This is a genomic window from Citrobacter sp. S46_ASV_140 (assembly GCF_018919545.1).
Classification (GTDB): Bacteria; Pseudomonadota; Gammaproteobacteria; order Enterobacterales; family Enterobacteriaceae; genus Citrobacter; species Citrobacter braakii.
The window spans coordinates 1-12771 of record NZ_JAHLRC010000100.1 but is presented as its reverse complement, the minus strand read 5'-3'; the positions used below and the strand labels follow the sequence as shown (position 1 = coordinate 12771).

13 protein-coding genes are annotated in these 12771 nt (G+C 54.3%); 3 read left to right on the top strand and 10 right to left on the bottom strand.

All coding sequences use genetic code 11. From position 1 onward, the window contains the following. The 3 genes from KQJ19_RS24065 to KQJ19_RS18710 all read right to left on the bottom strand — a co-directional run. The coding region (locus KQJ19_RS24065) for a hypothetical protein (RefSeq protein ID WP_253296378.1) at positions 1–66 on the bottom strand (66 nt) is incomplete at its 3' end. A 16-nt stretch (positions 67–82) separates the two neighbouring features. Continuing rightward, positions 83–811 carry an arginine ABC transporter ATP-binding protein ArtP gene (gene artP, locus KQJ19_RS18715; protein WP_016156950.1) on the bottom strand — a complete coding sequence of 243 codons (729 nt, stop codon included), beginning with the start codon at positions 809–811 and terminating at the stop codon, positions 83–85. Between the two features lie 225 nt (positions 812–1036). Further along, a complete protein-coding gene (locus KQJ19_RS18710; protein ID WP_016153666.1) occupies positions 1037–1552 on the bottom strand; it encodes a lipoprotein in 516 nt (171 codons plus the stop codon). 251 nt (positions 1553–1803) lie between these two features. Between KQJ19_RS18710 and KQJ19_RS18705 the strand changes: the two genes are divergently transcribed. Further along, positions 1804–2127, top strand: a complete 324-nt coding sequence (locus KQJ19_RS18705; protein WP_001160725.1) for a heavy metal-binding domain-containing protein — start codon at positions 1804–1806, stop codon at positions 2125–2127. Next, positions 2124–2954 carry an N-acetylmuramoyl-L-alanine amidase gene (locus KQJ19_RS18700; protein WP_049042455.1) on the top strand — a complete coding sequence of 277 codons (831 nt, stop codon included), beginning with the start codon at positions 2124–2126 and terminating at the stop codon, positions 2952–2954. The genes KQJ19_RS18705 and KQJ19_RS18700 overlap by 4 nt, the downstream gene beginning before the upstream one ends. Here KQJ19_RS18700 and KQJ19_RS18695 read toward each other — a convergent pair. The 4 genes from KQJ19_RS18695 to poxB all read right to left on the bottom strand — a co-directional run bounded on the left by KQJ19_RS18695 (position 2951) and on the right by poxB (position 8259). After that, positions 2951–3964 (bottom strand): NAD(P)-dependent oxidoreductase, encoded by a 1014-nt coding sequence (locus KQJ19_RS18695; RefSeq protein ID WP_016153664.1) that lies wholly within the window; start codon positions 3962–3964, stop codon positions 2951–2953. The genes KQJ19_RS18700 and KQJ19_RS18695 overlap by 4 nt on opposite strands. A 94-nt stretch (positions 3965–4058) precedes the next feature. Then, positions 4059–5492: an SDR family oxidoreductase gene (locus KQJ19_RS18690; RefSeq protein ID WP_016156947.1), complete on the bottom strand. Its 1434-nt coding sequence runs from the start codon at positions 5490–5492 to the stop codon at positions 4059–4061. A gap of 10 nt (positions 5493–5502) precedes the next feature. After that, entirely contained in the window at positions 5503–6504 is a 1002-nt protein-coding gene (gene ltaE / locus KQJ19_RS18685) for a low-specificity L-threonine aldolase (protein ID WP_137352637.1), read from the bottom strand. A 36-nt stretch (positions 6505–6540) separates the two neighbouring features. Continuing rightward, a complete protein-coding gene (gene poxB, locus KQJ19_RS18680) occupies positions 6541–8259 on the bottom strand; it encodes a ubiquinone-dependent pyruvate dehydrogenase (protein ID WP_016156946.1) in 1719 nt (572 codons plus the stop codon). A 152-nt stretch (positions 8260–8411) separates the two neighbouring features. Between poxB and KQJ19_RS18675 the strand changes: the two genes are divergently transcribed. Further along, positions 8412–8846: a DoxX family protein gene (locus tag KQJ19_RS18675; protein ID WP_047501022.1), complete on the top strand. Its 435-nt coding sequence runs from the start codon at positions 8412–8414 to the stop codon at positions 8844–8846. A 72-nt stretch (positions 8847–8918) separates the two neighbouring features. On the opposite strand, the gene KQJ19_RS18670 is transcribed toward KQJ19_RS18675, so the two are convergent. The 3 genes from KQJ19_RS18670 to hcp all read right to left on the bottom strand — a co-directional run. Beyond that, positions 8919–10535 carry an FAD-NAD(P)-binding protein gene (locus KQJ19_RS18670; protein WP_216403972.1) on the bottom strand — a complete coding sequence of 539 codons (1617 nt, stop codon included), beginning with the start codon at positions 10533–10535 and terminating at the stop codon, positions 8919–8921. A 201-nt stretch (positions 10536–10736) separates the two neighbouring features. Continuing rightward, the gene (hcr, locus tag KQJ19_RS18665) at positions 10737–11705 is read right to left on the bottom strand and encodes an NADH oxidoreductase (RefSeq protein WP_216403971.1); all 969 of its coding nucleotides are present in this window, start codon (positions 11703–11705) and stop codon (positions 10737–10739) included. Positions 11706–11715: 10 nt separating this feature from the next. After that, the coding region (gene hcp, locus KQJ19_RS18660) for a hydroxylamine reductase (protein ID WP_216403970.1) at positions 11716–12771 on the bottom strand (1056 nt) is incomplete at its 5' end.

The following is a 12771-nucleotide window of genomic DNA, read 5'->3' as shown; positions in this document are numbered from 1 at the left end:
GGTTTGGGCTGCGGTAGCGGAAAGGCTAAAACCTGCGATTAGCGCGGCAATCAGAACTTTTTTCATTGTATTGTCCCGAATCTTAGTGAGAGAGATAGTTTTTAAACGCTTCGGTTTGCGGGTTGGCAAAGCAGCTCGCATCCCCAAACTCGACGATATGACCGTTTTCCATATACACCACACGGCTGGCCGTTTTACGTGCAACTTCCACTTCGTGGGTGACGATCACCTGAGTAATGTTGGTTTCCGCCAGTTCACGAATGATGCTGACGATTTGGGCAGTAATTTCCGGATCAAGCGCTGCGGTAGGTTCATCAAACAGCAGCACCTGCGGCTCCATCATCAACGCGCGGGCAATGGCCACACGCTGTTGCTGGCCACCGGAGAGATGCAGTGGGTAGCGATCGCTGTACGGCTTCAGGCGCAGACGTTCCAGCAATTTTTCGGCACGCGCCAGCGCTTGATCTTTTGTCAGACCCAGTACGCGGCAGGGCGCTTCAATCAGATTCTGCACAACCGTGAGATGCGGCCAAAGGTTGTATTGCTGGAAGACCATGCCCACGTTCTGACGCAGCTCCCGAATGGCTTTGTCTGACGGGGTCTTCGTGAAGTCGAAACGGTTACCCGCAATAGAGAGCGTGCCCGAGCGCGGCATCTCAAGCAGGTTGAGTACGCGCAGCAGCGAGCTTTTCCCGGCTCCACTTGGGCCAAGTAACACCAGTGTTTCACCCTGAGGGCAATCCAGCGTGATATCGAACAGCGCCTGATGTGCGCCGTAGAAGCAGTTAATGCCGTTTAATTGAATACTCATTGACACTCGATACTGGCAGTCTGATAGCTATTGAAGCCGCAGATACTACCTTTGACAGAATAGTTATGCAATATTTATGCGTTAAAAGTTAAATGCAAACCGCATTCTTATCTAAACATAGCACAAAATAGCGGGGCCACCAGTGGGCAAGAATAATTGTCGGCATTCTATGCAGAATGCCAGACAATTTATGGGGGTTATGATTCAGTCGGGTGAATGGGGCGGTTAGCGGTTTTCGACAGACTGGCGCAGCGTCCCGGCTGGCGCGTGTACGCTGCCGCCCAGATAGCGGACATCGTCAACTACCCAGCACTGGCCTTCGCGGATCATCAGCACTTCATCACGCCAGCTTTGGTCACCCTGTTTAAGCTCTACGCGCAGCGGAATGTTGCGTGCATCACTATTCGGAATGGTCGATGCGCTGGCGACGCTGGCACTGTCCGGTAACGTAGCGCGACTAGAGAACGGATCGCTGTTAAACAGATCGCGATGCGCGTTATCACGGCTGGCATCGTTCAGCAGTTTCGCCAGGTTGTCGCTGAGGTACGGACGAAGGGGGGTAATGTCATTGTTTCGGTGCTGAATACGGTAATCATAGAATTGTTGAGCCACGCTGTCTGGCCCGCCTTCTACGCATGAGCCGCTACGCGTGCCGTTATCTTTGTAGGCCGGCGTTACGGTAGTACAGGCGCTGAGAAGTAGTGCACATGGAACCAGCAGAGAGAGTTTCGAGTAGCGCATAATGATTTCCTTATTAGCTTTCTACTATTAGTGTTCTACGTTGATTTACATGTCATACTTCAAGTTGCTTGTGCGTTGGCTACGTGCGTTCACCCCAGTCACATAGTTATCTATGCTCCTGGGGATTCACTCTCTTGCCGCCTTCCTGCAACTCGAATTATTTTGTGTAAAGAATATATCCTTTCAATGATAGTGGATCGGTTCGATAATGCTTTTGAGATCGTGCTCTTAGCGCAAAAAGGAGATTTACCATGCAGTTTTCGACTACCCCTACGCTGGAAGGGCAGAGCATCGTGGAATACTGCGGTGTTGTGACTGGCGAAGCCATTTTAGGCGCGAATATCTTCCGCGATTTCTTCGCCGGCATTCGCGATATCGTCGGCGGTCGCTCCGGCGCGTATGAAAAAGAGCTGCGTAAAGCGCGTGAAATTGCTTTTCAGGAGCTTGGTGAACAGGCAAAAGCGCTCGGTGCTGATGCGGTAGTCGGTATCGATATCGATTACGAAACTGTGGGCAAAGACGGTAGCATGCTGATGGTGAGCGTCAGCGGCACCGCGGTGAAAACTCGCCGATGAAGCGTCTGCTGTCTCTGCTGGCATTAACGCTGCTGCTGGTAGGATGTGCTGGCGAAAAAGGGATTGTCGACAAAGACGGGTATCAGTTAGATACCCGTCGTCAGGCGCAGGCTGCTTACCCGCGCATTAAAGTGCTGGTTATCCATTACACGGCCGATGATTTCGACTCTTCTCTGGCTACGCTGACCGATAAAAACGTCAGCTCGCACTATCTGATCCCGGCAGTGCCGCCGCTCTACCACGGCAAACCGCGTATCTGGCAACTGGTGCCGGAAAAAGATCTGGCCTGGCATGCGGGGATTAGCTTCTGGCGCGGCGCTACGCGAATTAACGATACCTCGATCGGCATTGAGCTGGAAAACCGTGGCTGGCAAAAATCGGCGGGCAGCAAGTATTTTGCGCCGTTTGAACCCGCGCAAATTCAGGCGTTAATCCCCTTGGCGAAAGATATTATTGCCCGCTATGACATAAAACCGCAGAACGTGGTGGCCCATGCGGATGTCGCACCGCAGCGCAAGGACGATCCAGGTCCACTGTTTCCATGGGAAGAACTGGCTGCGCAAGGAATTGGCGCGTGGCCGGATGCTCAGCGGGTGGCGTTTTATCTTGCCGGGCGAGCGCCCGATGCACCGGTAGAAACCTCATCATTGCTCGATCTGCTGTCGCGCTATGGTTATGAGGTAAAACCTGAAATGACGCCGCGTGAACAGCGGCGGGTGATTATGGCCTTCCAGATGCACTTCCGCCCGACGTTGTGGAACGGCGTGGCGGATGCAGAAACTCAGGCGATTGCCGAAGCGTTACTGGAGAAATACGGGCAGGGTTAACGCGGCAGCTTGCCGTGGTCACGCAGCCAGGCCGCGGTACGCTCAATCCCTTCATCCAGCGTCACAACGGGCTGATAACCTAATTCTTCCTGAGCGCGGGTGGTATCCAGCGTAAAGTCAAAATTCAGCTTCGAGACGCCGTAATGCGTAAGCTTTGGCTCTTTCGCGGATTTATTGCCTAGCCGCTCCATGCTGCGGGCAATCATGTCCAGCATCGGGTAGGGCACGGAGCGGATGCGGCAATCAATATTTAGCTCGTCGATAAGTTTCTGCACAATACTGCGCAGGGTGCGATGCTCGCCGTTGGTAATGTTGTACGCGCGACCCGACGGCAGATTATCGCAGGCTTGCTGACTTGCCAGCCACATCGCGTGCACCGCATTCTCGTAGTAGGTCATATCCACCAGCGCACTTCCGCCGTGCGGCAACAGGATGCTGCCGTAGTGGTACATCATATGGGCCAGGCGCGGGATAAAGACTTTATCGTGTGGTCCGAACAAGCTTTGCGGACGCAATACCGTAAAACGGGTCTGCGGGTTGGCCTGTGTCAGCAACGCAATCACATCTTCGCCAGCCGCTTTACTGCGGGCGAATTCATTGGCGAAGCGTTGGGGGCGGAAGTCCTCTTTGATATCGCGATGGTGGTGATAATCAAAATAGAGCGACGGTGATGAGATATGAATGAAGTTACGAACGCCCCAAGCCACGGCCCACTCGCCCAGACGGCGGGTTGCGCGAACGTTGGCCAGATCGAAAGCTTCCTGAGTTCCCCATGGTGAGGTAAAACTGGAGCAGTGCCACAGCGTATCGATACCGGCGAGCATCACTTTTGCCTGCGAAGAGACCAGCTCGGTCAAATCGGCATGCACAAACTCTGCGCCCATTTTCTCCAGCAGCTTGCCCATCGCTTCGTTGCGACCGGTAGCTCTGACGCTGACGCCTTTGCTGCATAAAAACTCAACCGCGTTTCGGCCTAAGCCGCTGGTGGCTCCGGTAACCAGTACCTTCATATCAATCCACTGTGTTTAAAAAACGTCGTGCGCATTCTTCCGTGAATTTCGTCTGTATGCAATGGGAAACATGAAAGAATACAGGCTCTTTTTATCATGAGTCTGTGATTTGTTCTGCAAGTTTAGCAATACGCTTCGCCATCCCTCTGAAAATGAACAGATGCGCCGGGATCATCAGCAGCCAATAGAAGAGGCCTGGCATGCCGTGCGGATGCCACCAGGCGCGGACATCAATGCGTCGGTGGTCGCCTTTATCTTCCAGCGTGAAGCTCAGTCGACCCAATCCTGGCGCTTTCATCCCAAACAGCAGCGTCAGCTGTTTTTCTGGCTCAACGATGATCACTTTCCAGCTATCAACGGTATCGCCAACCTGCAACAGAGAGTGTTGCGGTCTGCCTTTCGCCAGCTTATGGCCGACCAGCAGGTCCAACGCCGCGCGCGTTTTCCATAAAATATTGCCAAAGAAATAGCCTTCTTTGCCGCCGAGGCGATTCACCACTTGCCACAGCGCCTGCCGACTGGCGGAGGTTTCAACGCTAAAGCCAGCTTGTTTAGCGAAATAGCCATATTCGGGGCGCCAGCGGGCAAATGCCTGCGCGTCGTAACCCCAGTCGCTGGAATTGACCAGCTTTTCTTCTTCTTTCAACGTGCTGCGCACCGCGTCATCAAAGGCAATCAGCTTTTGCGGGATCAGGGTGCGTAATTCGGTGTCATCGGCCAGCAGGTCGTGTTTTAACCCCTGTATCAGCGCTTTTGCCGTGGTCGGCGGCACTGACGTTATGACGTTCAAAAACCAGACCGAAATCCAGCGGGTAGGAAAGGGGACAGGGATGAGCAGGCGATGTTTACCGCTGACCGCCATAAAATGCTCGAACTGCTCCTGATAGCTCAATACCTGCGGCCCGGCGGCTTCGAGTACGCGGTGTTGGCGTGTAGGATGATCCAACAACGCCACCAGGTAGTACATTAAATTCTCCAGCGCGATAGGTGTGGTACGCGAGCGCACCCAGCGCGGAGGGGTGAGTACCGGCAGGTTGTAGACCATGTCGCGCATCACTTCAAAGGCTGCAGAACCTGCCCCTACGATAATACCAGCGCGCAATTCGGTCATCGGCACGCCTGATTCGCGCAGGGTGTCCGCGGTTATCTGTCGCGCACGCAGATGATCGGATTGTTCATGCCGGGGAGCCTGTAATGAGCTCAGGAAAATAAGCTGTTTGACTGGCGTATCACGTAGCGCATCGCGCACGTTCATTGCTACCTGGCGCTCATGGGCGATAAAATCACCGCCTTCTCCCATGCCATGGACCAGGTAATAGACCGTATCAACGCCGGTCAGCAGCGGCGTTAGGTTATCTGGCCAATTCAAATCGACCTTATGGCAACTGACGTTGGCCAACTGCTGCTTTTCCAGCCGCTCGATGCGGCGTGCCGCAGCCAGCACCTGATGCCCTTGCTGACTGAGCGCCTGTACCAGATGCTGACCAATGTAGCCACTGGCGCCAAGAACCAAAATCCGTTGCGGCACGCCCATCTCCTTAGCGGGTTAAAAAAGCGCGCCAGTGGGCGACGACTTCAGCAAGCTGTTCACGCGATACGTCCAGATGCATCACCAGACGCACAATCGGCGAGGCGTTAATCAGCACGCCTTGCGCTTTCATGTACTCGCCCAGTGCCGCAGCGTGTTCTTCGCCAACGCGGACAAACAGCATGTTGGTGTCGTGGCGCATGACGTCCGCTCCTGCTTCGCGCAGTTGTTCCGCCATCCAGGCGGCGTTGTCATGGTCTTCTTGTAAACGCGACACGTTATTTTTCAGCGCATACAGTCCCGCCGCCGCCAGAATACCGGCCTGACGCATTCCGCCGCCGGTCATTTTACGCCAGCGAATGGCGCGCTTGATGTACTCGTGGCTGCCGACCAGCAGTGAGCCTACCGGCGTTCCTAAACCTTTGGAGAGACAAATGGTGAACGAATCGCAGTATTGCGTGACATCTTTTAACTCACAGCCATAGGCGACGATGGCGTTAAAAATACGCGCGCCGTCGACATGCAGCGCAAGATTGCGCTCACGGGTGAATTCCCAGGCCTCTTTCAGATACTCGCGTGGTAGCACTTTGCCGTTGTGGGTGTTTTCCAGGCTGAGCAAACGCGTGCGGGCAAAATGGATATCGTCCGCTTTGATTTTTGCCGCCACTTTGTCCAGCGGCAAAGAGCCATCCGGCATGGCGTCGATAGGTTGCGGTTGAATGCTGCCGAGCACCGCTGCGCCACCCGCTTCGTAGAGATAGTTATGTGCGCCCTGACCGGCGATATACTCTTCTCCGCGCTGACAATGGCTGAGGAGAGCCACCAGGTTCGCCTGAGTGCCTGTGGGTAAGAAAATTGCGGCTTCTTTGCCAGAAAGCTCGGCTGCGTATTGCTGGAGGGCATTAACGGTAGGGTCATCACCGTAGACGTCGTCCCCGACCGGGGCGGCCATCATCTCTTCGAGCATGGCGCGACTTGGCCGGGTGACGGTATCACTGCGTAAATCAATCACGGGCATTCCTTTTTAAGTGAGGTAATGCCCTCTGTTTTACCTGAGCCAGTTAGTTTTCGCCAGTTCGATCACTTCATCACCGCGCCCGCTGATGATTGCGCGCAGCATATACAGGCTAAAACCTTTAGCTTGTTCGAGTTTGATCTGCGGCGGGATCGCCAATTCTTCTTTCGCGACGACCACATCGACCAGCACCGGACCGTCAATCGACATCGCCCTTTGCAGCGCTTCATCAACCTCTGAGGATTTCTCCACGCGAATGCCCGTAATGCCGCAAGCCTCGGCAATCCGTGCGAAATTTGTATCGTGCAGTTCGGTGCCGTCGGTCAGATAACCGCCAGCTTTCATCTCCATCGCCACAAACCCCAACACGCTGTTGTTGAAGACAATAATCTTCACTGGCAGCTTCATTTGCACAACCGACAGAAAGTCGCCCATCAGCATGCTAAAACCGCCGTCACCGCACATTGCGACAACCTGACGTCCCGGTTCGGTCGCTTGCGCGCCGAGCGCCTGCGGCATGGCATTGGCCATCGACCCGTGGTTAAACGAACCGATCAGACGGCGTTTACCGTTCATTTTCAGATAACGTGCCGCCCACACCGTTGGCGTGCCAACGTCGCAGGTGAAGATGGCGTCGTCAGCGGCAAAATGGCTGATCTGCTGCGCCAGATACTGCGGATGAATGGCTTTATCGCTGGGTTTGGCTAAATCATCCAGCCCTTTACGCGCCTCACGATAGTGTTCCAGCGCTTTATCCAGGAACTGCCGATCGGTTTTTTCTTCCACCAGCGGCAGCAGGGTGCGGAGTGTGGATTTAATATCGCCTACCAGCGCCATATCAACTTTACTGTGCGCGCCAATGCTCGCCGGATTGATATCGATCTGAATAATCTTGGCGTCGGTGGGGTAGAACGGGCGATAGGGGAATTGGGTACCTAGCAGGATCAGCGTGTCGGCATTCATCATGGTATGGAAGCCGGATGAAAAGCCGATCAGCCCGGTCATGCCAACGTCGTAAGGGTTGTCGTACTCAACATGCTCTTTACCACGCAGGGCGTGCACAATCGGCGCTTTTATTTTAGCTGCAAACTCAACCAGTTCTTTATGCGCACCGGCGCAGCCACTGCCACACATCAGGGCGATATTACTGGAGTAGCGTAGCAGTTGCGCTAGTTTTCTGAGCTCTTCTTCTTCCGGAGTGACCACCGGGAGCGGCGCATGATACCAGTGAGTGCTGGCGCTTTCAGGTGCTGGCTTCAGCGCGACGTCGCCGGGTAATACCACCACGGAGACGCCGCGGTTGAGCACCGCTTTACGCATGGCAATTGCCAGCACCTGTGGGATCTGTTCAGGGCTGGAAACCAGCTCGCAATAGTGGCTACATTCGCGAAACAACTCTTGCGGGTGGGTCTCCTGAAAATAACCGCTGCCTATCTCACTGGATGGAATGTGTGCGGCAATTGCCAGTACCGGGACGTGGTTGCGGTGGCAATCAAACAGGCCGTTAATCAGGTGCAGGTTGCCTGGTCCACACGAGCCAGCGCAGACGGCCAGTTCTCCCGTCAACTGCGCTTCAGCGCCCGCGGCGAAGGCCGCAACCTCTTCATGACGGGTTGGCATCCAGTCAATCGTTCCCATACGATTCAGACTGTCACTAAGGCCATTTAGCGAGTCACCCGTCACACCCCAAATGCGTTTAACGCCAGCTTGTTCAAGTGTTTTAGCAATAAAAGCGGCAACCGTTTGTTTCATGGTTTTCCTTCTCCTTTAATGTGATACCGGTTACAAGTTTAGATGAAGATAATAGTTATGCTTATCATTACCTCTTATTTCCGGCAGGTTTCATTAAGCCTGTATTAAGCGTAGTTTGTTATTGGACATGGTGAAACAAGGAATAAATTCAAATGGTTATAAAACTATTAAATACAGTTAACCGGGTACTGACTCATGAAGATTTTGGCAAGTTTTTGTTACGTATTGCCGTGGGGGGATTAATGCTGTTTCATGGGCTGCATAAACTGTTCGCGGGTATTGATGGCATCGGTGGCATGCTGATAGCGAAAGGTTTCCCTGGCTTTATTGCGTATGGCGTTCTGCTGGGAGAGGTTGTGGCACCGTGTCTGATTATTCTTGGGATCCTGACGCGTCCGGCGGCGTTGGGGCTGGCGTTTACGATGGTGGTGGCATGGCTGATGGTCGGGATGGGTGAAACCTGGTCACTGGATAAAACCGGCGCATGGGCAATTGAAAGTCTGGTGTATTTCTTCATCGGCGCTCTGGCCGTGGCATTTTTGGGCGCGGGGCGATTCTCCGTTGCCGGAAACTCGGCCTGGCGATAGTTTGCCATCCGAGAATCAATACAGAGGCGGGAATGCGTTAACCTATCTCCGCCTCGCCATTAAATCTGGCCGCTAATCCATGTCGACACTGCTCCACAGTTTGTGCCGACGTCTCAGTGCACGTTGCGTCAATGCCTTTGCCATCGCGGCGCCTATTTCAGCGCTAACCACCAGCCCCTGAATAAAGGGACGGTCGTGCATCAACCACGGCAGTCCGCCAAAGGCGATGCGGTTGCGGGCGTTTTCCGGCGCTTGCAGCGTGTAATCTTCGCCGATATCCGGGATCTCATCGCCACAGGCCAGCAGTTGATCGCGTAGCGTTGGGAACGGAATATCTTTGCTCTGTAATGCCCGTTGCCCTCGGGCGTCAATGAATACATCAAATTCACTGCGCTGACCGTGGTGGTAAATGACCGTCATTTCCTGCTCATTTGTACGCTCATAATCTTTGCCGAGTGCGAGGATCTCAATCAGCCCGGCATCGTGCAGAGCCAGCAATCGGCGGATAGATTCAGACGGGATTGCCGCATAGTTATCAATAAAGACGCGCGCCAGTCCGTGCCTGAAACGTTTTTCGTCGCGAGCATCAAGATGAGGAACGATCTCTTCAATAACCTCATGGAGGCGCAATAAGGTATAGCGCCAGGCGACGGTATGTTGTTCCTGCTTGTTGCGTTCAACCTCCACCAGGTTACGCCTCGCCCAGTCAAAAGGGTCATGCTTGAGCCTGTCGGCAAAATAGACCTCGGGGAATGTGTCGGCGTTAAGCGTTGCAAGTGCAACCTGTTGGCACCACCCGGGGGCCGCGTCTTGCAGTTGTTGCACAATAAGCCGGAAGATGCGGTCCAGTAATCCGTTTTGGCCCTCGGCAATGGCGTTTTCAATCGCTTCTTGCGTCGCGATATTCAGCGGTTCATAGGGAAGAGGGCAGTAAAAATCCGCTTCAGGCAGCACACCGCTGCGCGACATCAGGGTCAGCTTCAGGTTTTGGCTGTCGGGTTTACGCGTGAACTGCAGTGAACGGTCGGTATTGGTGGTGAAGGTACCATGCTGATTGACCACGGCCATTGCCGCGTCGATAGCGCTTAGCGAGGTGCCCAGAATACCCACTCTGCAAGCGCTAATCTGCGCCTCCATCAGGCCGGTCCACGGACTGGGGAAAAACTTGCGTGCCTGAGCATCAGTTTCTGGCCACAGATGGCCGCTGGCGATAGCGGCGAAATCCACTTCGACGGGCTGTGACGCGTGATTGATCCACAGGGAGACCCCAGTCGGGTTTGCTTGCAGGTCGGTGACTTTACTTGATTCATATACGCGAATTGTGAACCCGGATCTTTGCGCTTTATCGACAATGGCTAAAAAACGATCGCGATAATAGTCGCCGAGGATCACGCGGGGCAAAAATTGCCGCTCATGCAACGATGTACGTTCAAGCCGAAACTGCGCCAGGTATTCATCGCTTTGATTCTGTAGCCACGTCAGATAACTGATATAAATCGGCGGGATCTCAATGCTGGCTATATTGGCCAGCATGTGGTCTGCGTTGTTGTCGCTGTTATAAGGCATGCCTACGCCAGCTTCCTCAGCTTGCTCATAAAGCTGTATCTCCAGCGGTTCACCGCGCTCAACGAGGGCATGAAACGTATAAATTCCGGTGGGACCTACGCCGACGATGGCCACTTTTTTCATGGGGATCCTTTGTAGAAAGTTCGACGCGGTAGTCGGGGTTTTGCTTAACCTGTGCCAGGTAAGTGTGGTCGATAATTCGCAGGAGGAGGACGGTATTTTGCCTGGGAGGGTGAAAAAATCGGAATTTTGCAGCGTCTGACAACATAAAAAAAGGCCACCCGATATAACCGGGTAGCCTTTTGTACATCAGATATCGGCCAATTACGCCAGCACTAAATCACCCTGCGGATGACAGGAGCAAGCCAGCACATAACCTTCAGCAATTTCTGCGTCGGTCAGCGTCATGGTGCTACTGACCGTGTAGTTACCGTCAACCACTTTGGTTTTGCAGCAGCCGCAAACGCCCGCACGGCATGCGGCGACAACCGGCACTTTATTGCTTTCCAGCGCTTCCAGCAGCGTACTGCCTACCGGCGCATAAAACTCTTTTGCCGGCTGCAGTTTGGTGAACTTCAGACCGCTGGTGGCGGCTTCAGCTACCGGGGTGAAGAACTGCTCTTTAAAGAAGCGTGTCACGCCCAGCGCGTTGACTTCTTTCTCGACCAGATCCATATACGGCGCCGGGCCGCAGGTCATCACGGTGCGCGAAGCCAGGTCCGGTACGCTTTGCAGCAGTTCGGTGGTCAGTCGGCCGGAAACAAAACTGTCAGTGGCATTGTTTTCAGCAACTAAGGTCACCGGATACTCGCGCCATTCGTCGGCAAAAATGACATCTTGTGGTGAACGGACGTTAAAGATCACCTGCACATCTGCCTGTGGGCGGTATTTTGCCAACCAGCGACGCATTGACATGATTGGCGTGACGCCACAGCCAGCGGCCAGCATCAGGAACCTGTCTTCCGCTTTATCTTCACAGGTGAATTCACCCATTGCATCGGACAGCCAGATATAGTCGCCGCGCTTCACGTCGCGGGTTAACCACTGTGAGCCTGCGCCATCGTCAATGCGGCGGATGGTCAGCGTGATGTATTCGCTAACGCCCGGCGTTGAAGAGAGGGTGTAAGCACGCAGCGTGTCCGCTGAATTACGTACGCTGACCAGTGCATACTGCCCGGCGCGGTACGGATAATAGTCGTGGCACAGCAACGAAATTGTCCATACATCCGGCGTTTCCTGATGGATGTGATGAACCTGCATCCGCCATGGGCACTGATGAGTTGGCATTGTCATTCTTTACTCCTTACGCGCTCAGCAGTTGCTTCATGTCTTCTTCAACGGTGGTCACGGAACGCAGACCGAACTTCTCGTTGAGAACTGCCAGCAGGTCCGGCGTGAAGAAGCCAGGCGCAGTCGGGCCAGTGACGATGTTTTTCACACCCAGAGACAGCAGGGTCAGCAGAATGACAATCGCTTTCTGTTCGAACCAGGAGAGCACCAGAGACAGCGGCAGATCGTTCACGCCACAGCCCAGTTTCTCAGCCAGGGTTACCGCCAGGATGATGGCAGAGTATGCATCGTTACACTGACCTGCATCGACCAGACGCGGCAGACCTTCGATATCGCCGAACTCCAGTTTGTTGAAACGGTATTTACCGCACGCCAGGGTCAGGATCAGGCAGTCGTCCGGCACGCTGGTGGCGAAGTCGGTGAAGTAGTTACGTTCGCCACGCGCGCCATCACAACCGCCAACCAGGAAGATGTGACGCAGTTTTTCGCGGCTTACCAGGTCGATCAGGGTATCAGCCGCGCCCAGCAGAGTCTGACGACCGAAACCAACGGTGATCAGGTGCGGAATTTCGCTGTACGGGAAGCCCGCCATCTGCTGAGCCTGAGCGATTACCGGAGCGAAGTTGTCGCCTTCGAGGTGGCTTACACCCGGCCAACCGACGATGCTACGAGTCCAGATACGGTCATCGTAGGCACCAACGGTTGGGTCGATGATGCAGTTAGAGGTCATTACGATTGGGCCCGGGAAGCGGGCAAATTCAACCTGCTGATTCTGCCAGCCGCTGCCGTAGTTACCGATCAGGTGTTTGAACTTACGCAGTTCCGGGTAGCCGTGCGCCGGCAGCATTTCACCGTGGGTATAGACGTTAACGCCGGTACCTTCGGTCTGCTCCAGCAGGTTGTACAGATCTTTCAGGTCGTGACCGGAGATCAGGATGCACTTACCTTCGGTTGCTTTGACGTTGACCTGAGTTGGCGTCGGGTGGCCGTATTTAGTGGTTTCGCCAGCATCCAGAATGCTCATCACTTTGAAGTTCATCTGGCCGATTTCCATTGAGCACTCCAGCAG